The sequence below is a fragment of the Halopseudomonas sp. T1L2 genome, from assembly GCF_055397385.1.
Window position 1 is genome coordinate 3,372,507 of sequence record NZ_AP040865.1, and the last position, 19,367, is coordinate 3,391,873.

A 19,367-nucleotide genomic window follows, 5' to 3' on the forward strand; every position below is an offset into this window, starting at 1 on the left:
TCGCAAGAAGGACTTTGGCAATGAAAAAACTGATTGCGGGCGCCGTATGCGCCCTGGCCACCTGCGGCCTGCCGACCCTGGCTGCTGCCGAGGAAGGCGGTTTTACCCTGACCGGCCCGGCGAAGATCGCCATGCTGTACATCAGCCCGCGCAATGACGGCGGCTGGACCCAGGCGTTCGACGAGGCGCGTCAGCGTCTGGAAGGCGAGATTGGCCAGAAGATTCAGTACGTGGAAAGCGTGCCGGAAACCGCCTCGGCGATTAAACCGACCGTTGAACGGCTGATTCAGCGTGGTGCCAACATCATCATCGGTACCGCCTTTGGTTACTCCGACACCTTCAAGGAACTGGCCGACAAGTACCCGGAAGTGGCCTTCCTGAATGGCTCCGGCACCACCAACTCGCACAACCTGGAGTCCTTCTACGGTCGTACCTACGAGAGCCAGTACCTGTGCGGCATGGCCGCGGGTGCCGCTTCTGAAACCGGCAAGCTGGGCTTTGTAGCGGCCAACCCCTTCGGTCAGGTGAACTGGACCGTCAACGCCTTCGCCATGGGCGCGCAGCAGATGAATCCGGATGCGACCGTCACCGTCATCTACACCGGCGCATGGAACGACCCGGTCAAGGAGCGCGCGGCAGCCACCGCACTGATCGATCAGGGCGCTGACGTCATCGGCCAGCACGTGGACAGCCCGACCCCGCAGATCGTTGCCCAGGAGCGCGGCGTCTATGGCACCGGTCACCACCGTGACATGAGCGAGTTCGCCCCCGAAGCCACTGTCTGCTCCTCGGTCTGGGTCTGGGATCGCTTCCTGGCACCGGAGCTGAAGAAAATCATGGCCGGCAACTGGGGCCCGGCGGAGAACGGTGCGCTGCTGTCGATGGAGCAGGGCGGTACCGACGTCTCCTGCTGCGGCAAGGGTATCGATGAAGAAGAGAAAGCCAAGATCATGGCTGCTCGCGAGGCACTGCTGAACGGCGAGAAACTGATCTACGCCGGCCCGATCTCCGACCGTGACGGCAACGTCAAGGCTGCTGAGGGTGAGGCGCTGTCGGACGGTGAACTCTGGTCCATGGACTGGTTCGTCAAGGGAGTGATTACCCAGCAATGAGTAACCCGAACGCGATCCGGCTGGACAGCGTAAGCAAGTCGTTTGACGGCTTCAAGGCGCTGTCCGAGGCATCCTTCACCGCACGCTGGGGCGAGGTACATGCTCTGCTGGGCGAGAACGGAGCGGGCAAGTCGTCCCTGATGAACATCGCCGCAGGGCTGTATGCGCCGGAAACCGGATCGCTGTTCATCGACGACAACCCGGTTCGTCTGAAGGGGCCGCTCGATGCTGCCGCACAGGGCATCGGCATGGTTCACCAGCATTTCAAGCTGGTGAAACCCTTCACCGTGGCAGAGAACATTCTGCTTGGCCTGCGCCATCTGCAAACCGGTACCTACCGGCAGCGGCTGGCGCAGACCGCCGAGCAGATCACCGCCATGGCCGCCAGCCTGGGGTTCAGCATCGAACCCCACGCGCGGGTGGATCAACTGTCGGTGGCCGAGCAGCAACGGGTCGAGATTCTCAAGGTGCTGCTGGCCGGTGCCCGCATTCTGATTCTCGATGAACCCACCGCGGTATTGACCGATGCGGAAGCAGAAAACCTGCTGACCACGGTCCAGAATTTCGCGCATCAGGAAGGTGCTGCCGTCATCCTGGTGACCCACAAAATGAATGATGTCATGCGCTACGCCGATCAGGTGACGGTGATGCGCACAGGCTCAACGGTTGCCAGCCTCAAGCCGCAGACCGTGTCGGTCGGTGAGCTGGTCAAACTGACCGTTGGCGACGCGCCGACTCCACCGCAGATTCCGTCCAGCCGAGACGCGGGCGAGGTCAGGCTGGCGGTGCGTGATCTGCGCTCCAGCGGCGATGCGCCGGCGCTGCGCGGCGTCAATCTGGAGCTGCGTGCCGGTGAGATTTACGGCATCGCCGGGGTTGGTGGCAATGGCCAGAGTGAACTGGCCGGCGCGCTGATGGGCCTGCCCGAGCCGGTGTCCGGCGAGATGGAGCTGGTCGGGGAAGGCGATCTCAACAGCCTCAGTGCGGCCCGTCGCCGCGAGCTGGGCATCGCCTGCATCCCGGCCGACCGCTACAGCTCGGCGCTCGCCGCGCCGCTGTCGATCAGCGACAACTTTGCCATGGGCGATGTACACAGCGGCCGCTACGGGCCGTTCTGGTTCCTGCGCCGCAAGCGGATCGAAGCCGACACCGCCGCCGCGGTCGCCGAGTTTGATGTGCAGGGTGTGCGCTCGCTGCAACAGAAGGCGGCGCTGCTGTCTGGCGGCAACGCGCAGAAGCTGGTGATTGCCCGCGAATTTGCCCGCCCCCCGCAACTGGTCATCGTCCACAGCCCCAGCCGCGGGCTGGATGTGCGCGCCACGCTGGCGGTGCACGAGCGGCTGCGCAGCGCGCGTGATGCGGGCGCTGCGGTGCTGCTGATCAGTGAAGACCTGGACGAAGTGATGGCGCTGGCTGACCGCATTGGCGTGATGTCGGCAGGACGTATCATCGGCGAGTTTGCCCAACCGGCAGACCGCCAGGCAATCGGGCAGGCCATGGTGAATCATGTTTGATACAACGAATTTTCAACCGCTGCTGGCGCGCCGGTACACCCTTGAAGTTCGCCAGCAGATGGCCTGGTACTGGCAGGCGCTGGTCATCGCGCTGGCATTGGTAGTCGGCATGCTGATCTCGGCGGCGATTCTGGTCAGCGCCGGGGTACCCGCCGATGAGCTGCTCAATGAGTTTGTCATCCTCACCCTGTTCGACAGCCAGAGTCTGCGCGCGGTGTTGTTTCAGGCCGCGCCGCTGATCATGGTCGGTCTGGCCGGCTGCCTGGCGTTTCGTGCGCGGTTCTGGAATCTGGGGTTGGAAGGCCAGATGATCTGGGGCGCGATTGGCGCGACGGCCGTTTCGCTGTTCGAGATCGGGCCGCCGTCGCTGCGCCTGCCGCTGATGATGGTCTGCGCCATGGTCTGCGGCCTGCTCTGGGCGCTGGCGCCGGTGCTGCTCAAGCTGCACCTGAAGGTCAACGAGATCATCTCCACGCTGATGCTCAACTACATTGCGATCAACTTCCTGCTGCATCTGGTCTACGGCAGCTGGAAGGACCCGCGTGACTCCTTCCCCTATTCGCCGCAGTACAAGGTATTCGAGCGTCTGCCCGAGCTGTTCGATGGCGTCAGTCTGGCGGTGGTGCTGGCGCTGGTGGTCGCGCTGTTCGTGCTCTGGTTTACCGGTATCTCGCGCGCTGGCCTGTACCTGCGCTTTGTCGACAGCAGCCCAGGTGTGGCGCGTGCGGTCGGCGTGCCGGTCAAGCGGGTGATCCTCGGTACCGTGCTGCTGTCCGGCGCGCTGGCTGGCCTGGCCGGGCTGATGATTACCGCCGGGCAGGAAGGGCGGCTGACCCATTCCTTCTACGCCGGTTATGGTTTTTCCGGGATTCTGATCGCCTTCCTGGCGCGTAACCAGCCGATAGCCGCCACCATTGTCGCGGTGCTGGTGGCGACCCTGTTTGTCGCCGGGCGCAGTCTGCAGGTGTTCTATCAGATTCCGTTCTCGATGGTGCAGTTGATCCAGGCGATTCTGGTGATCTGCGTGGCGTCTTCGGAGTTCTTTATCCGCCACCGTATTCGCCGCATTCAGGGAGGGCAGGTCTGATGGACATGATTGCAAGCTGGATCGGCAACATTCCCGACTTTGCCGTGCCCTTTGCGCTGGCGGCGCTCGGGTTGATCGTGATCGAACGCTCCGGGGTGCTGGCACTGGGTGCCGAGGGCTTGATGCTGGTGGGTGCGCTGGCAGGGATCGGCGCGTCACTGATGACCGGCGGCGCAACCGTCTGGGCATTGATTCTGGCGATGTGCGCGGCCGGGGTTGTCTCGCTGCTGTTTGCCCTGATGGTGCTGGTGATGCGCATCAATCAGGTGATCGCGGGCCTTGCTCTGGTGTTCTTCTGTCAGGGCCTGACCGGCTTGCTCGGCACCCTGCTGGACTGGACCAACAAGCCGGTCGCCGGGCTGCACGCGGTCTCGCTCTGGCCGTTTTCGGAGCTGCCGGTAGTGGGCAAGCTGTTTGTGCAGAACCCGCTGGTATTCGTTACGCCGCTGATCTTCGTCGTGGTGGTGCTGGTGCTCAATCGCAGTGTGCTGGGTCTGCGCCTGCGTGCGGTCGGCGAGAACCCGCAGGCGGCGGATGCCGCCGGTATTCCGGTACTGGGCTATCGCTGCGCCGCCATTGTTGCCGGCTCCATGCTGATCGGTCTCGCTGGTGCCTATATCTCGGTGCTGAGCACCAAGATGTGGATCGTCGATATGGTCGGCGGGCGCGGCTGGATCGCCGTGGCGCTGGTGATTTTTGCCCGCTGGTCGCCGTGGAAGGCGCTGGCCGGTGCCGTGCTGTTTGGCTGTATCGAGGCGCTGATTCCGCAGATGGCCGCCTCCGGTATTCGCCTGCCGCAGTACTTCGTATTCATGACCCCCTACGCCGTCACCCTCGGGGTGATGATCTGGGTTGCCGTGGCCAGCCGCGATAGCAGCAGCCAGCCCGGGGCGTTGGGGGAACCCTTTATTCGTGAGGAGAGGCGCTAGCCGCGTTGAAAGCTGGCTGCGTGGCCAGCGCTTTCAACACCGCTAGCCCGGAACTGAAAACAGGATATACCCATGCAAGGTGCAGTATTGATTACCGGCGCGACCTCGGGGTTTGGCGCCGCCAGCGCGCGCTGTCTGGCGCGTCAGGGCTGGCCGCTGATTCTCTGTGGTCGCCGTCTGGAGCGGCTGCAGGCGCTGGCCGATGAACTCAGCGAGCTGACCAGCGTTCTGCCGCTGCAGCTGGACGTACGCGATGCCATCGCCGTGCAGCGTGCCATCGATGAGCTGCCGGAGCCGTTCTCCGGGATTCAGGTGCTGGTCAACAACGCCGGGCTGGCGCTGGCGCCGGGCCCGGCGCAGGCGGTTGAGTTGAGCGACCTGCACACCATGATCGACACCAACATCACCGGACTGGTCAACGTCACCCACGCGGTGCTGCCTAAACTGATCGTCTGGGGTAGCGGTGCAACCATCATCAACATCGGCTCCACTGCCGCCGGCAATCCGTATCCGGGCAGTCATGTCTACGGTGCCAGCAAGGCGTTCGTGCAGCAGTTTTCCTACAACCTGCGCTGTGACCTGCAGGGCACCGGCGTGCGGGTGACTGATCTGGCGCCGGGTATTGCCGAGACCGAGTTCAGTCTGGTGCGCAACGCCGGGGACTCGGGTGCCGCGGACAAGGTCTATCAGGGCACGGTGCCGCTCACCGCCGACGATGTAGCCGCACAGGTGGGCTACATCGCCGCGCTGCCGGCGCACATGAACATCAACCGGCTGGAAGTGGTGCCGGTGCGTCAGGCCTGGGGGCCTTACGCTATTCACCGGGATCAGCTTACCGAGTCGGTCTGAGCGCTGTTCACAAAGTCCACCACCCGCTGCAGCGCTGCATCAGCACTGTGCAGCAGCCCGGCGTGGGCCTGAAATACATGCCACAGGTCTTCGTAGCGCTCCAGCCGTACGGCGACGTCGGCTGCGCGCGCGGCTTCGGCCAGCCGCAGGCTGTCGTTCAGCAGCACCTCGTCTTCACCGACCTGCAGCAGCAATGGCGGCAAGCCCTTGAGCTGGCCGAACAGCGGCGACACCATCGGGTCGGCGCGGTCCAGCCCGGCCGGGCAGTAGGCGTCGCGGGCGCTGTCTAGCCAGGACGGATGCAGCAGTGGATCGCCGGCCGCAGGCGCGTGCAGCTGTTCGGCGGTCATGTCGGTGACCGGTGAAAAGCACACCAGCGAGGCCGGCAGCGGCAGCTTGAGTGCAGCCAGCTTTTGCGCTGTCACCAGCACCAGATTGCCGCCCGCCGAGTCGCCGATCAGGGTGATCTGTTCTGGCGCGTAACCCCGCTGCAGCAGCGCCTGATAGGCGGCGACCGCATCGTCACAGGCCGCCGGTGCCGGATACGCCGGCGCCATTCGGTAATCGAGGGCGCAGACGTCAAACTGACCACGGCTGGCGAGCGCCGAGCAGATGCCCCGATGGGTCTGCGGGGAGCCGATGACGAAGGCGCCGCCATGCAGATACAGCAGCACGCGACCGTCGCCACCCGCCGCCGGGCGGTGCCACATACAGGGCCGTCCGGCGATCTGCTCGGCGCTGCGGGTCACGCCTCTGGCCAGCGGCATGCCGAGGGTCAGCAGGCGCAGCACCAGTGCCTGCACGGCAAAGGGCACGGGCGGACGGATCAGACCGCGAAACAGCAGTTTCAGCATGCCGCGCAGCAGGGCGCGCAACCCGGGCTGCCCTGGGTTGCGATACAGCTCATCAACGTACCTGGACATAGTCACTCCATGTCGGTTTGCGGGTCATGTATCGATAGGTGAAGGTAAAGCCGGGCCAGTTGACGGTCTGTTTGCCGTCGGCGGTCAGGTACCAGCTCTGGCAGCCCCGGGCCCAGACCGTGCCGCGGGCATCTTCCTGCAGCTGCCGGTTGTAGCGCACCTGCACTTCGGGCTGCAGATCAAGGTAACGCAGACCACGATCGCGCACGGCCTTTACGCAGGCAACGACATAGCGGAACTGGCTTTCCAGCATGTAGATGATCGAGTTGTGGCCGAGGTTGGTGTTTGGCCCGTAGAGCACATACAGATTGGGGAAGCCGGAGACCGAGATGCCCTTGTAGGCTTCTGCGCCGTCGCGCCAGGCGTCGTTCAGGTCACGACCGTCCAGCCCGCTGATGCGGATCGGCGCGAGGAACTCGGTGGCGGCAAAGCCGGTGCCGTAGATCAGTACGTCGGCCGGATGCAGGGTGCCGTCGTTGGTGACGACGCCTTCCGGGACAATTTTCTCGATGCCGTCACTGACGATGTTGACGTGCTTTTGATCCAGCGCCGGGTAGTAGTTGTTGCTGATCAGGATACGCTTGCAGCCCATCGGGTAGTCCGGGGTCAGTGCGGCGCGCTTGGCGGGATCGCTGACCTGACGGTCCAGATGACGCAGGGCGGCCTTTTCGCTGCTTTTGACCAGCGAGGTGAAGTGTACAAAGCCGAGGGCACGTACTTCATGGCTGAGGTACTGCCAGGCCCTGTCCAGCCGGTGCAGCAGCGGCAGGCGACTCAGCCAGCGTCGGCGCGAATCGCTGTACTCGCAATCATCCTTGGGCAGCACCCAGGCGGCGTTGCGCTGGTACAGGTCGAGCTGGGCCACCTCGGGCACGATCTGCGGTACGAACTGGATCGCCGAGGCGCCGGTACCGATGACTGCGACCCGTTTGCCCTTCAGATCAACGTCGTGCTGCCATTCGGCCGAGTGGAAGGCCGGGCCGGCAAAGCTGCCGAGCCCGTCGATGTTCGGCATCAGCGGGCGGTTGAGCTGGCCGGTGGCGGCGATCAGGTTGCGCGCGACCAGGGTGTCTCCGCTGGCGGTAGTGACCTGCCAGCAGCCGCTGTCGGCATCGAAGCGGGCGTCGCTGACTTCGCAGTTCAGGCGGATGCGCTGGCGCAGGTGGTATTTGTCGGCGCAGTGGCGGATGTAGGCGTGAATCTCGTCCTGGCGGGCGTATTTGTGCGGCCAGTTGGTGCGCGGCTCGAACGAGTAGGAATACAGGTGCGAAGGTACGTCGCAACCTGAGCCCGGATAGTGGTTGTCGCGCCAGGTTCCGCCAATGTCAGCGGCCTTCTCCAGCAGCAGAAAATGGCTGATGCCGGCACGATCCAGTTGGATGGCCATGCCGAGGCCGCCAAACCCGCTGCCGATGATAATGGCGTCGAGTGGTGCGGCAGGTGAGCTTTTTGTAGTCATTGTGTGCTTCCTCCTGTTGTCAGCATATTAGGTGTTGCCTGTCGGCGCGGGTATGGCATAGTCGGTCAAAAAATTGTGAGTTTCGGACACGTCATGACCGCTACTGCTCCTCCCTGGCCGCGCCTGCGCAACATTGGCAGCGTGCAACTGATGACCCAACTGGGTACCGAGCTGGGCCTGACCGTACCGCAGTGCCTGCAGGGCACCGGGCTGGATGTGATGGCGCTGGCCGATGGTCAGGCCGAGGTCACCGCGGATCAGGAGCTGCAGGTGGTCGGCAATCTGCTCGCCAACCTGCCTGATCAGCCGCTGCTCGGTCTGCTGGCCGGGCGCCGTTATCAACTGAGTCGCTATGGCATCTGGGGGTATGCGTTGCTCAGCAGTGCCTCGCTGGGCGAGGCGCTGGAAATGGGCCTGCGCTACCTTGATCTGACCTTTGCCTTCTGCCGCATCCAGGCCCGCGAGGACGCCGGTCGCCGATGGCTGGTCATTGATGATCGCTGGGTCGAACCGCGCCTGCGGTCCTTTCTGCTGCTGCGTGACAGCTCCGCCATTACCCGTATCCACAGGGAGCTGACCGGGCTGCGGCAGCCCTTCAAATCGGTTCGACTGGCGCTGCCCGCGCCACCGGATGCACTGATAAGTGCCTACACCGAGGCCTATGGCTGCGCCCCGCAGTTCGATGCCGCGGAAACCCTGCTGGAACTGGACCCGGTACTGCTGGCCCGCGGTTTGCCCGGCGATAACCCGGCGATTCGGCAGGCCTGCGAGCAGCAGTGTCGGCAGTTGCTGCAGCGCTATCGGGCGCGTGATGGACTGGCAGGTCGGGTGCGCGAATTGCTGCTGGAGGGCGGCAGCGCTCTGCCGGACATGACCTCGGTCGCAGCGCGACTGCACCTGACCGAGCGTACGCTGCGCCGCCGCCTGGGCCAGGAACAGACCGGTTTCCGCCAACTGCAGGAGGAAACCCGCGAGGCGCTGGCCGAGGAACTGCTGCGCCTGCCGGGCCTGTCGCTCGACGAGGTCGCCCAACGTCTGGGTTACGGCGAGGTGTCCAATTTCGTGCATGCCTTCCGGCGCTGGAAGGGGATGACGCCGAAGCAGTTCATGCGCAGCCGGCAGGGCTGATCCATCACGTTGGTTAATGGGTAACCATTCGGTCAGTCAAGCTCTGCGCGCGCGCTGGGCCGGGCAGAGTATCTTTGCTTCCGGACCTTTCACGAACATACCGAGGAGAATGCCCGTGGCCGATCTGGACGTATTTCGCCAGCAGACCCGTGCCTGGCTGGAAGAAAATTGCCCGCAGAGCATGCGCACACCGCAACGCTCGGACAACGATGCCTGCTGGGGTGGACGCAACTTCACCTTTGCCAGCGAAGACCAGAAACTCTGGCTCGAGCGCATGGCCGCACGCGGCTGGACCGCGCCCGACTGGCCAACCGAGTATGGCGGCGGTGGTCTCAGTCAGCAGGAGCACAAGGTGCTGCGTGAAGAGATGGCGCGCATCAATGCCCGCCCGCCGCTGTCCAGTTTTGGTGTCTGGATGATCGGCCCGGCGATTCTCAAGTTCGGCTCCGAAGAGCTCAAGCGTCAGCATCTGCCGCCGATCGTCCGCGGTGAAATCCGCTGGTGTCAGGGCTACAGCGAGCCGGGTGCCGGCTCCGACTTGGCCGGCCTGCAGACCCGTGCCGAAGACCACGGCGACCACTTTATCGTCAATGGCCAGAAGATCTGGACCTCCTACGCCGACAAGGCCGACTGGATGTTCTGTCTGGTGCGCACCAACCCGGATGCCAAGAAGCAGCTGGGCATCAGTCTGGTGCTGTTCGACATGACCACCCCCGGTGTCAGCACCCGGCCGATCAAGCTGATTTCCGGCAGCTCACCTTTCTGTGAAACCTTCCTCGACAATGTGCGGGTGGAAAAAAGCCAGGTCGTGGGCGAGATCAACGCCGGCTGGACCATCGCCAAGTACCTACTGACCCACGAGCGGGAAATGATTGGCGGCATGGGCCGCACGGCCGCAGGTCAGAAGAGTCTGCCGCAGATCGCGGTGGATGCTGTCGGCCTGGAAGACGGCAAGCTGGCCGACGGCATGCTGCGCGGCGAGCTGGCGACATGGGATCTGGATGCGGCTGCCTTTGCGCTGACCGCCGAGCGGGTATTGGATGAAGCCAAGGCGGGTCAGGGCGTTGGCGCGGCATCGGCCATGCTCAAGTACTACGGCACCGAGCTGAACAAGCGTCGGCAGGAGCTGATGGTTGCCCTGCATGGCAGTGACGGTCTGCTCTGGGAAGGGGAGGCGTCTCGCGAGGGGGCCATCGCCCGTAACTGGCTGCGCTCGAAGGGCAACTCGATCGAGGGCGGCACCAGCGAGGTGCAGCTCAACGTCATCGCCCGCAACATTCTCGGCCTTCAGTGAGGGGACAGCATCATGGCAGCTTTGGTACTTAACGAAGAACAACAGATGCTCAAGGACGCGGCCAAGCGTTTTCTGAGCGAGAGCGCCCCGGTCAGCCAGCTGCGTGCGCTGCGCGACAGCCGCGACGAAACCGGCTTCTCCCGCGAGCTGTGGCAGAGCATGGTCGAGATGGGTTTTGTCGGCACCCTGATCCCCGAAGCCCTCGGCGGTGCCCAGTTTGGCTACGTCGGCATGGGCCAGGTCAGCGAGCAGGCTGGTCGCAACCTGAGTGCTTCCCCCTTGATCTCGACCGCCATTGGCGGTGTGGCCGCGCTGCTGCTGGCCGGCTCCAGCGAACAGCAGCAGGCGCTGCTGCCGCAGGTCGCCGAGGGCAGCCTGCTGCTGGCGCTGGCGGTTGATGAAGCGCCGCGTCACGCGCCGAACCGGGTAGCAACCCGTCTGCAGGTGGCTGATGGCGGGTATCTGCTCAACGGCCGCAAGACTTTTGTGGTCGACGGCCATGTTGCCGACAAGCTGATCGTCTCCGTCCGCAGCGCGGGTGCCGAAGCCGACCAGGCGGGCATCAGCCTGTTGCTGGTGGATCGCAACGCGCCGGGCGTCAGTGTCGAGCGCACCATCATGGCCGACAGCCGCAATGCGGCGATTGTGAGCTTTGACAATGTGAAGGTCGCCGCGGGTGATCTGCTGGGTGAAGCGGGCACTGCCTGGGCTGCGCTGGAACTGACCCTGGATGTGGTCAACGCTCAGCTGGCCGGCGAACTGCTGGGCCTGTCGCTGGAGGTGTTCGAGCGCACCGTTGCCTATCTGCAGGAGCGCAAGCAGTTCGGGGTAACCCTGAGCACCTTCCAGGCACTGCAGCATCGTTGCGCGCATCTGTTCAGCGAGCTGGAGCTGGTCAAGTCGGCGGTGCTGAAGGCGCAGATGGCGCTGGATGCCGGTGACGCCGAGGCAGCGCAGTGGGTCAGTCTGGCCAAGGCCAAGGCCTGCGAAGTGGCCGAGTTGGCGACCAACGAAGCGGTGCAGATGCACGGCGGCATGGGCATGACCGACGAGTTTGATATCGGCCTGTTCATTAAGCGCGCGCGCAGTGTGCAGACGCTGTTCGGCGACTACCGCTACCACGCCAACCGCTTTGCGGCGCTGCGGGGGTATTGAGTTCTGTGGAGAAAGCCGCAGGCTTTTCCACCGGATGGCGCGGCGAATGCTGGAGAGCGCTCGCGCTTCAGGTATGCGGCTGCACCACTGGCACGGTCGGACGCGACATGTCGCGTCCCTACGGAAAGAGCGCAACTTCACCGTCGTAGATACCGTCTTCCCGATCAGTGTGCAAGTGCTCTGATCGGGTCGAACGGCTGACCTGATTTCAGTACGCCGTAGATGAGGTCCACGGCATGCCGTGGCCGTTGGCATTACCGGTGCCGCATAAAAAAACCGCAGCCTTGGCCGCGGTTTTTTTATGTCCTGATCAGAAGTGGAACTTGACGATCAGGTTGGTCGCGCTCTGGTGGGTGTCCAGTCCGAAGTTGCCGTTCTGGATGCCGTACTTGTGCTTCCAGTAGTCGTACTCGATACCGGTGTACAGCTGCTTGGCGGACCAGCCCAGCGACTTGCCCAGGTCGTACTTGACCTGCGGGTTGATGTGCAGGTTGGCGTGGTAGTTGTCGCCGTCGTTATCGACTACCCAGTCGATAAAGCCGTCGATCAGGATGTCGGAGTTGCCCACCGGTACGGTGTAGGCCCAGACCGGGGTGATCTGCCAGATGCCGCGGCCACCTTCGTCGTTGTTGGCATGGCGGTAGTAGGTGTTCAGCTGGAAGTAGTCGAAGCCGGGGATGCTCAGGTCAACGGCCGGGCCGAGCAGGTAGTTCTTGAGGTCGTTGCGGCCAAACTCGTAGGTGCCGGCCAGCAGCACGTCGGTGATCGGGCCGAAGGCAAAGCTCTGGCCGGTGATCTTGCCAAGCGACAGGCGCGGGGAGATTTCACCGTAGTAGCTGCTGTTCTGGTCTTCGCTGTTGGTACCACCGTTGTAGTGGATGGTGTCGAAGAAGGCGAACAGGTCACCCTTGGTCCAGCCGCTGGCGTGCTCGAAGGTCACGGTTTGCTGGGTGTCAGGATCAACCTGGAAGTCGGTGCCGTACAGATAGGTAATGCTGTTGTTCTGCCACAGCAGGGGATAGGCGTGTGCAAGGCTGCTGGCCAGCATCAGGGTGCTACCCAGTGCGGCGCGGGTCAGGCTGTTCATGGATGTTGCTCCATTTCGTATTGGCATTGTGGGTGTAACGCAGTGGCCCGGTAATGCACAGCTTGGTTGGGCCGGTAATCCGGCGCGCATGGTATAGCAAAACGCGTCCGGAAGCAGCGGTTCATGGGCATGTTGCTACATTTTGCCGCGCCGTCTGTCAGGGTGTCAGGACGGCCTGGCTCTGGTTGATCAGCAGTTTTTGCGCGTCGGTACAGGTCAAGGGGCGGCCCCACAGGTAGCCCTGGATGGCCTCGCACTCAAGACGCTCCAGCAGTGACAGCTGTCGGGCTGTTTCTACCCCTTCGGCCAGGGTGCTGATGCCCAGGTTGTGGGCCATCTGGATGATGCTGCGTACCATGTCGGCGCTGCCCTGGTCGACATCGACGTCCTGCACGAAGCTGCGATCGATCTTCAGCGTATCGACCGGGAAGTGGCGCAGTTGGGCCAGCGAGGAGAAGCCGGTACCAAAGTCGTCGATTGCCAGCCTGACGCCCAGACGATGCAGGCTGGTCAACTGCTGGCGCGCCTGCATCGGGTCTTCCATGGCTGTTCCTTCGGTCAGCTCCAGCTCCAGACGTTCGGGCGGAACCTGATGGTGGTGCAGCAGGTCAGCCACCTGGGTGGCCAGATCGGTGCGGCGGAACTGCGCGGCCGACAGATTGATTGCCAGGGTAATCGAGGTGAAGCCCTGCGCGCGCCAGCGCGCCAGTTGAGCCACGCCCTGCTGCAGTACCCATTCGCCAATCTGGCCGATCTGACCGCTGCTTTCGGCGACCGGTATGAATTCGGCCGGAGAGACCTGCCCCAGTACCGGATGTTGCCAGCGCAGCAGCACCTCAAAACCGGTCAGCCGTTGGCCTACCAGTGCCCACTGCGGCTGATAATGCAGTGCCAGCTCGTGTCGATCGATTGCGGTACGCAGGGCATTCTCCAGCTCCATCAGGCGGGACATGCGCGTCTGCAGATCGGCCGTGTAGAACTGCACGTTGTTGCGACCGCGCTGCTTGGCCAGGTACATGGCGGCATCGGCGTGCTGGATAAGACAGTCCAGATCGTCGCTGTCGTTCGGGTACAGGGCAATGCCGATAGAGGCGCTGGTGGTAGTGACGTGATGGTCGAAATGCAGCGGTTGCGTCAGGCTTTCAAGCAATCGGGTGGCCATGTGCATCGCACCATCGGCGTCGATGTCGGGTAGCGCAATGATGAACTCGTCGCCGCCCTGGCGCGACAGGGTATCCTCGCTGCGCAGATGCGGACGCAGCCGTTCGGCGACGGCACACAGCAACTGATCGCCAGCGTTGTGTCCAAGGGTATCGTTGATATGTTTGAAGTGGTCAAGGTCGATCAGCAGCAACGCCACCGACTGCTGATGGCGCCTGGCAAGACCCAGTGACAGCGTCACTCGCTGGCGGAACAGGGTGCGATTGGGCAGGCCGGTCAGTGTATCGAAATGGGCCAGATGGAGAATTCGCTCTTCTTGTTGCTTCAGCTGGCTGACGTCACGCACCAGCAGGATATGCCCTGTCAGGCGGCGACCGATGCGCCGCGCCGATACCGACAACTGCAGCCAGATTGACAGGTTGCCCTGCTCGAACAGGAAGGGCTGGCTCTGGGCGTAGCCCTGCGCGCTGGCGCTGGCCATCGTCTGCCGACAATGTTCCAGCGTGTCGTCAGACAGCAGGTCTGCAACCGATTTGCCGATAACTCTGGCCGGGTCTACCTGCAACCGAGCGTCGGCCGAAGAGTGGCAGTTGACTACGCGCTCCTGTTCATCCAGCTCGAACAGCATGTCCGGAATGGCGTCGAAGGTGGCCTGCAGCTGGGCGCGGGAGCGGGCCAACTGATCGTAGGGCTGTTCGACCGCCTCAACGAAGATGCCCTGATACAGCTGCCAGTAGGCAATCACCTTGATCAGGTGCCCGAGCAGGTTGAACTGGTCGGTAACGCTGGCGTAGAGGGTGAAGCACAGCTCGCCCAGGGCCATCAGCAGCGATGCGCAGAACAGCGCGGCAATGTTGAATGGTTGTGGGCGGCGCATGCTGCGCCAGAAACACACGGCGGTGAGCAGGTGAACGGCAATCAGCAGGTACTCGCAACCCACCTTGAACCGGGTCAGTCCCACACCCTCGATAAAGGTACGAGGCAGCAGTTCCTGATAGCCGAAAACGGTAATGTGAACCACGGCAACCGCGAACAGGCTGAGGCCGAGTATGGCCCAGCGTTCAAAGGGTCGGCCGGAGGCTTTCCATGGGCGCAGTGCAACCCACAGCAGGGTGCCGGCGGCCATGCCCCGGGCGGCCAGCCAGAAGGAGATCGCCTTTTCCGGGTCCGCCGGAGTAATGAAATCGGGCATGCCCTGGAATGACAGCATGTGGCTGAAATCGAGAATCGCCACGCCGGCAAAGCCGCAAGCCAGGCTCAGCAGGGTATCGGCCCGCAGTCGCCGGTAACTGGCCCAGCTGATGGCGAACACCATTGCGGCAACCACGATCGCCAGCGTCTCCAGCAGCATGTGCAGCGGCAGGTAGCCTGCCTGGCCGAGTAGGCCCGGGAGCGGCACAACAGCGAACAGCAGCATTGCCAGGCACAGGGTGCCCAGCAGCAGCGCCGAGCGACGAAGGCCCTGGCGGTGGCTGGCGTGACGGCTGGAAAACAGCCACAGGTGGCGCAGGGGTATCGGCATGGCCTCGGTACGACAACTGATCCGGGGGTTGGGAGATAAGTGACGCACTTTATCAGGCACTTGTCGATTATCCATTGATCCATGTCGGTATTTGCCCGAAAAGGGCGTTTTAGGCCGCACGGTACTAGGCACTGCGCAGCGGAGTGTTTACCCTTTCGGGGTGTCTGTCCTGCTGGATTCAAATCAATGCTCTTACGTGGAATGACCTGGCTGGTGTTCTTCCAGTTGCTGGGTACCGGGCTCAATGTCCTGCTGTTGCCATTTCTCCCTGGCCCCATCATCGGCATGCTGCTGATGGTGGTCTATCTGAGCCTGCGTGGCGGCGTGAGCGAGTCGATCAGCCTGGCGGCCAGCGGGCTGCTGACCTATCTGCCGCTGATTCTGGTGCCGCCGGCGGTGGGTATCATGGCCTACGGCTCAGAAATCCTGGCGGACGCTACCGCGATTCTGCTGACCCTGGGGGCGTCGCTGGCGCTGAGCCTGCCGTTCTGCGGCTGGCTGATGCAGAAGATGATCGAGCGACAGGATCGGAGGGCCGGCCTGTGACCGGGACGCTGATGCAGGCCTGGCAGGCGATTCTTGGCCATCCTCTGTTCTGGGTTGGAGTGACACTGGCCGCTTATCAATTCGGCCTCGCGCTCTATCAGCGCACCCGGCTGGCGCTGTTTCACCCGGTACTGGTCTCGACCCCGGTGCTGGTGCTGGCGATCTGGCTGGCCGGTGAGGATTACCCGCATTACCGTGACGCGGTGCAGCCGTTGCTGGTGCTGCTGGGGCCGGCAACCGTGGCGCTCGCCGTGCCGTTGTACATGAACCTCAAGCGTATTCGCAGCTACCTGGTGCCGGTGCTTACCTGCCTGCTGGTGGGTGGGACCTTTGCGACCGTTCTGGCCATCGTGCTGGCCTGGGCGCTGGGCGCCGAGGACATGATCATGATGACGCTGGCACCCAAGTCGGTGACCTCGCCGATCGCCATGCTGGTAGCTGAACAGATCGGCGGTGTTGCCGCGCTGGCAGCGGTATTCGTGATGTTTACCGGGGTACTGGGCGCGATTTTCGGCCCGATGCTGCTGCGCTGGTGCGGAGTCGATCATCCTGCAGCCTGGGGCATGGCGATGGGTCTCACCGCCCACGCGGTTGGCACCTCTCGGGCGCTGGAGGAAGGCGAGGAGGCCGGTGCCTTCGCTGCCCTGGCAATGAGTCTGATGGGCACGGCAACGGCCCTGTTGCTGCCGCTGGCGGTATCCATCTGGATGATGTGGTAGGCAAGTCGCCAGCCGGCGGCTGCATTCTGGACTAATCTGCGTTCTGTTTGCTGTGCGTCAATTCGCCCAATCGCCGCTGGAGCGATGATTGCGGCACACTGTGTCGGCAGGCTCGGAAAACCGGGCCTGCCTGCGGTGCAGAATTGACCTGACGATGACTTCTCCGAGCGGAGTACGCAGATGGATATTGTAGAGCTCTCCCGAATGCAGTTCGCCTTGACGGCGATGATTCACTTCCTGTTTGTCCCTCTGACGCTGGGTATGGCTTTTTTGCTGGCGATCATGGAGTCGGTCTATGTAATGACCGGCAAGACCATCTACCGTGACATGACCCAGTTCTGGGGCAAGCTGTTCGGTATCAACTTCGCCCTGGGGGTTACCACCGGCCTGGCAATGGAATTCCAGTTCGGCACCAACTGGTCCTATTACTCTCATTACGTCGGCGATATCTTCGGTGCGCCGCTGGCGATCGAAGCGCTGATGGCGTTCTTCCTTGAGTCGACCCTGTTCGGTCTGTTCTTCTTCGGCTGGGAGCGCATGAGCAAGGTCAAGCATTTGGCGGTGACCTGGCTGATGGCGCTGGGCACCAACCTGTCGGCGCTGTGGATTCTGGTTGCCAACGGCTGGATGCAGCACCCGGTGGGCTCGGAGTTCAACATCGAAACCATGCGCATGGAGCTGACCAATTTTGCCGAGGTGCTGCTCAACCCGGTGGCCCAGGTCAAGTTCGTTCACACTGTCTCGGCCGGCTATGTAACCGGTTCGATCTTCGTGCTGGCGATCTCCAGCTACTATCTGCTCAAGGGCCGCGATCTGGCCTTCGCCCGCCGCAGCTTCGCCATTGCCTCGGCCTTTGGCCTGGCCAGCGCGCTGTCGGTCATCGTGCTGGGTGACGAGTCCGGTTACGAAGTCGGTGAGGTGCAGCAGGTCAAGCTGGCAGCGGTGGAAGCCGAGTGGGAAACTCAGGTGCCGCCGGCGTCCTTTACCCTGTTCGGCATCCCCAACGAGGAAACGCAACGCACCGATTACGCGCTGAAGATTCCGGCGGTACTCGGCCTGATTGCGACCCGCTCGGTCAGCGAAGAGGTCAAGGGCCTGCAGCAGATCAAGGAAGAGAACCTGCAGCGCATTATCCGCGGGCAGGAAGCCTATGACCTGATGCAGCGTATCCGCGCGGGAGACAAGTCCTCTGCCACGGTCGATCGCTTCAACGAAGTGCGTGTTGATCTGGGCTTTGGTTTGCTGCTCAGTGGCTACACCGATGATGTGCTGAACGCGACGCCGGAAGAAATCGCCAACGCGGTCGAGGCGACCGTGCCGAAGGTCTGGCCGCTGTTCTGGAGTTTCCGGGTCATGGTTGCCTGCGGCTTCCTGATGCTGCTGCTGTTCGCTTGCGCCTTCTGGCATAGCGCACGCCGCACCGTCGACAAGCCCAAATGGCTGCTCAAGTTTGCCGTGTTCAGCCTGCCGCTGCCGTGGATCGCCAGTGAAATGGGCTGGTTCGTCGCCGAGTACGGCCGTCAGCCCTGGGCGATCGGTGAAATCCTGCCGACCCACCTGGCTGTCTCGCAGCTGAGCCCGGGCGATGTGCTGTTTACCCTGATTTCGATCGCCGTGCTCTACAGCATTTTCGTGATCATCGAGATCTGGCTGATGACCAAATACGCGCGCAAGGGGCCGTCGAGCCTGCACACCGGTCGCTATGACCTGGAAACTGCCGAAGCACAGGAGGCCTGATCATGGATTACGAAGCGTTACGGTTTATCTGGTGGGTGCTGATCGGAGTGCTGCTGATTGGCTTTGTGGTCACCGACGGGTTTGACATGGGGGTTGCCTCGCTGCTGAAGATCATTGGCAAGAGCAACGATGAACGCCGGGTGATGATCAACTCGATCGCGCCGCACTGGGATGGCAACCAGGTCTGGCTGGTGACCGCTGGTGGCGCGCTGTTTGCGGCCTGGCCAACGGTCTATGCCGCCTCCTTCAGCGGCTTCTATATCGCCATGATGCTGACCCTGTTTGCGTTGTTCCTGCGCCCGCTGGCATTTGAATACCGCTCGAAGATCGATAATGAGCTGTGGCGCAGCCGTTGGGATTGGGCGCTGACCGCCGGTTCGGCGATCCCTGCACTGATCTTCGGTGTGGCCTTTGGTAACCTGCTGCAGGGCGTGCCATTCCATTTCGACGACCTGCTGCGGCTGGAGTACACCGGCAGCTTCTGGGCGCTGCTCAACCCCTTTGCGCTGCTCGCCGGGGTGCTGAGTCTGCTGATGATCGTCAACCACGGTGCGACCTATCTGCAGCTCAAGACCGAGGGGCAGATCAAGGCGCGTGCCGAGGCGATCTCTTCGCTGCTGGCGCTGGTCTGTGCGGTGGTATTCGTCATGGCCGGGGTCTGGCTGTGGGTTGGCATTGATGGCTATATCGTCACCAGCGTGATCGACACCAACGGTGGCAACCGGACCGTCGAGAAGACCGTCGAGATCATGTCCGGTGCCTGGTTTATCAACTACGGCAAGGCGCCGCTGCTGTGGGCTGTTCCGGCGCTCGGGGTGATCTGCTTCGTGCTCTGCGCACTGTTCAGCAAGGCGCGGGCGCATGCGATGGCGTTTGTCAGCTCCGGGCTGGCGATGGCGATGGTGCTGATCACTACCGGCATCAGCATGTTCCCCTTCGTGATGCCGTCCTCGAGCATGCCCAACCACAGTCTGACCATGTGGGATGCCACCGCCAGTGAAACCACGCTGTTCATCATGTTCTGTGTGGCCTGTGTGTTTGTGCCGCTGATTCTCGGCTACACCGCCTGGGGCTACTTCGTGATGCGCGGCCGTTTGAACGAGCAGCACATCCGCGACAACACTCACAGCATGTATTAACGGAAG

The 19,367-nt window shown here is 63.0% G+C and carries 16 protein-coding genes; 12 read left to right on the forward strand and 4 right to left on the reverse strand.

All coding sequences use genetic code 11. The annotated features are described in order from the left end of the window. Window positions 1-20 precede the first annotated feature (20 nt). From ACZ5WQ_RS15995 to ACZ5WQ_RS16015, 5 genes are all read left to right on the forward strand, one after another. Complete coding sequence (locus ACZ5WQ_RS15995) at window positions 21-1,112, forward strand: BMP family ABC transporter substrate-binding protein (RefSeq protein WP_464382663.1); 1,092 nt, start codon at window positions 21-23, stop codon at window positions 1,110-1,112. Beyond that, window positions 1,109-2,626 carry an ABC transporter ATP-binding protein gene (locus ACZ5WQ_RS16000; protein ID WP_464382664.1) on the forward strand — a complete coding sequence of 506 codons (1,518 nt, stop codon included), beginning with the start codon at window positions 1,109-1,111 and terminating at the stop codon, window positions 2,624-2,626. The genes ACZ5WQ_RS15995 and ACZ5WQ_RS16000 overlap by 4 nt, the downstream gene beginning before the upstream one ends. Continuing rightward, on the forward strand, window positions 2,619-3,713 hold the full coding sequence (locus ACZ5WQ_RS16005; RefSeq protein WP_464382665.1) for an ABC transporter permease: 1,095 nt from the start codon (window positions 2,619-2,621) through the stop codon (window positions 3,711-3,713). The genes ACZ5WQ_RS16000 and ACZ5WQ_RS16005 overlap by 8 nt, the downstream gene beginning before the upstream one ends. Further along, window positions 3,713-4,642: an ABC transporter permease gene (locus ACZ5WQ_RS16010; RefSeq protein WP_464382666.1), complete on the forward strand. Its 930-nt coding sequence runs from the start codon at window positions 3,713-3,715 to the stop codon at window positions 4,640-4,642. Before ACZ5WQ_RS16005 ends, ACZ5WQ_RS16010 begins: the two co-directional genes overlap by 1 nt. A gap of 72 nt (window positions 4,643-4,714) precedes the next feature. Continuing rightward, window positions 4,715-5,491, forward strand: a complete 777-nt coding sequence (locus ACZ5WQ_RS16015) for an SDR family NAD(P)-dependent oxidoreductase (RefSeq protein ID WP_285677532.1) — start codon at window positions 4,715-4,717, stop codon at window positions 5,489-5,491. Here the strand turns inward: ACZ5WQ_RS16015 and ACZ5WQ_RS16020 are convergent. Further along, on the reverse strand, window positions 5,470-6,414 hold the full coding sequence (locus tag ACZ5WQ_RS16020; RefSeq protein ID WP_285677531.1) for an alpha/beta hydrolase fold domain-containing protein: 945 nt from the start codon (window positions 6,412-6,414) through the stop codon (window positions 5,470-5,472). The genes ACZ5WQ_RS16015 and ACZ5WQ_RS16020 overlap by 22 nt on opposite strands. Then, complete coding sequence (locus ACZ5WQ_RS16025; protein WP_464382667.1) at window positions 6,398-7,873, reverse strand: flavin-containing monooxygenase; 1,476 nt, start codon at window positions 7,871-7,873, stop codon at window positions 6,398-6,400. The genes ACZ5WQ_RS16020 and ACZ5WQ_RS16025 overlap by 17 nt, the downstream gene beginning before the upstream one ends. A gap of 93 nt (window positions 7,874-7,966) precedes the next feature. On the opposite strand from ACZ5WQ_RS16025, the gene ACZ5WQ_RS16030 reads away from it, so the two are divergent. The 3 genes from ACZ5WQ_RS16030 (at window position 7,967) to ACZ5WQ_RS16040 (ending at window position 11,450) form a co-directional block, all read left to right on the forward strand. Then, window positions 7,967-9,001, forward strand: coding sequence for an AraC family transcriptional regulator (locus ACZ5WQ_RS16030; protein WP_464382668.1), 1,035 nt, complete (start codon window positions 7,967-7,969; stop codon window positions 8,999-9,001). A gap of 115 nt (window positions 9,002-9,116) precedes the next feature. Then, on the forward strand, window positions 9,117-10,295 hold the full coding sequence (locus tag ACZ5WQ_RS16035) for an acyl-CoA dehydrogenase family protein (protein ID WP_285677528.1): 1,179 nt from the start codon (window positions 9,117-9,119) through the stop codon (window positions 10,293-10,295). A 12-nt stretch (window positions 10,296-10,307) separates the two neighbouring features. Then, window positions 10,308-11,450: an acyl-CoA dehydrogenase family protein gene (locus tag ACZ5WQ_RS16040; protein ID WP_285677527.1), complete on the forward strand. Its 1,143-nt coding sequence runs from the start codon at window positions 10,308-10,310 to the stop codon at window positions 11,448-11,450. A gap of 310 nt (window positions 11,451-11,760) precedes the next feature. Here the strand turns inward: ACZ5WQ_RS16040 and ACZ5WQ_RS16045 are convergent, their stop codons facing one another. Beyond that, window positions 11,761-12,537 carry an outer membrane protein OmpK gene (locus tag ACZ5WQ_RS16045; RefSeq protein ID WP_432649125.1) on the reverse strand — a complete coding sequence of 259 codons (777 nt, stop codon included), beginning with the start codon at window positions 12,535-12,537 and terminating at the stop codon, window positions 11,761-11,763. Window positions 12,538-12,694: 157 nt separating this feature from the next. After that, window positions 12,695-15,220, reverse strand: coding sequence for a bifunctional diguanylate cyclase/phosphodiesterase (locus ACZ5WQ_RS16050; protein WP_285677526.1), 2,526 nt, complete (start codon window positions 15,218-15,220; stop codon window positions 12,695-12,697). A 186-nt stretch (window positions 15,221-15,406) separates the two neighbouring features. On the opposite strand from ACZ5WQ_RS16050, the gene ACZ5WQ_RS16055 reads away from it, so the two are divergent. From ACZ5WQ_RS16055 to cydB, 4 genes are all read left to right on the forward strand, one after another. Next, window positions 15,407-15,766 (forward strand): CidA/LrgA family protein, encoded by a 360-nt coding sequence (locus ACZ5WQ_RS16055; RefSeq protein ID WP_464382669.1) that lies wholly within the window; start codon window positions 15,407-15,409, stop codon window positions 15,764-15,766. A gap of 11 nt (window positions 15,767-15,777) precedes the next feature. Then, entirely contained in the window at window positions 15,778-16,485 is a 708-nt protein-coding gene (locus ACZ5WQ_RS16060; RefSeq protein ID WP_228247644.1) for an LrgB family protein, read from the forward strand. Between the two features lie 180 nt (window positions 16,486-16,665). Further along, window positions 16,666-18,222, forward strand: coding sequence for a cytochrome ubiquinol oxidase subunit I (locus tag ACZ5WQ_RS16065; RefSeq protein ID WP_228247641.1), 1,557 nt, complete (start codon window positions 16,666-16,668; stop codon window positions 18,220-18,222). Then, a complete protein-coding gene (gene cydB / locus ACZ5WQ_RS16070; protein ID WP_172409678.1) occupies window positions 18,222-19,361 on the forward strand; it encodes a cytochrome d ubiquinol oxidase subunit II in 1,140 nt (379 codons plus the stop codon). The genes ACZ5WQ_RS16065 and cydB overlap by 1 nt, the downstream gene beginning before the upstream one ends. The last annotated feature ends 6 nt before the right edge of the window (window positions 19,362-19,367 follow it).

What these genes read in the sequence shown, in the direction of transcription:
- ACZ5WQ_RS16040 (WP_285677527.1), top strand. Translation starts at nt 10,308, where the DNA reads ATGGCAGCTTTGGTACTTAACGAAGAACAACAGATGCTCAAGGACGCG.
- ACZ5WQ_RS15995 (WP_464382663.1), top strand. Translation starts at nt 21, where the DNA reads ATGAAAAAACTGATTGCGGGCGCCGTATGCGCCCTGGCCACCTGCGGC.
- ACZ5WQ_RS16000 (WP_464382664.1), top strand. Translation starts at nt 1,109, where the DNA reads ATGAGTAACCCGAACGCGATCCGGCTGGACAGCGTAAGCAAGTCGTTT.
- ACZ5WQ_RS16020 (WP_285677531.1), bottom strand. Translation starts at nt 6,414, where the DNA reads ATGTCCAGGTACGTTGATGAGCTGTATCGCAACCCAGGGCAGCCCGGG.
- ACZ5WQ_RS16050 (WP_285677526.1), bottom strand. Translation starts at nt 15,220, where the DNA reads ATGCCGATACCCCTGCGCCACCTGTGGCTGTTTTCCAGCCGTCACGCC.
- ACZ5WQ_RS16010 (WP_464382666.1), top strand. Translation starts at nt 3,713, where the DNA reads ATGGACATGATTGCAAGCTGGATCGGCAACATTCCCGACTTTGCCGTG.
- ACZ5WQ_RS16015 (WP_285677532.1), top strand. Translation starts at nt 4,715, where the DNA reads ATGCAAGGTGCAGTATTGATTACCGGCGCGACCTCGGGGTTTGGCGCC.
- ACZ5WQ_RS16065 (WP_228247641.1), top strand. Translation starts at nt 16,666, where the DNA reads ATGGATATTGTAGAGCTCTCCCGAATGCAGTTCGCCTTGACGGCGATG.
- ACZ5WQ_RS16055 (WP_464382669.1), top strand. Translation starts at nt 15,407, where the DNA reads ATGCTCTTACGTGGAATGACCTGGCTGGTGTTCTTCCAGTTGCTGGGT.
- ACZ5WQ_RS16060 (WP_228247644.1), top strand. Translation starts at nt 15,778, where the DNA reads ATGCAGGCCTGGCAGGCGATTCTTGGCCATCCTCTGTTCTGGGTTGGA.
- ACZ5WQ_RS16045 (WP_432649125.1), bottom strand. Translation starts at nt 12,537, where the DNA reads ATGAACAGCCTGACCCGCGCCGCACTGGGTAGCACCCTGATGCTGGCC.
- ACZ5WQ_RS16030 (WP_464382668.1), top strand. Translation starts at nt 7,967, where the DNA reads ATGACCGCTACTGCTCCTCCCTGGCCGCGCCTGCGCAACATTGGCAGC.
- ACZ5WQ_RS16005 (WP_464382665.1), top strand. Translation starts at nt 2,619, where the DNA reads ATGTTTGATACAACGAATTTTCAACCGCTGCTGGCGCGCCGGTACACC.
- ACZ5WQ_RS16025 (WP_464382667.1), bottom strand. Translation starts at nt 7,873, where the DNA reads ATGACTACAAAAAGCTCACCTGCCGCACCACTCGACGCCATTATCATC.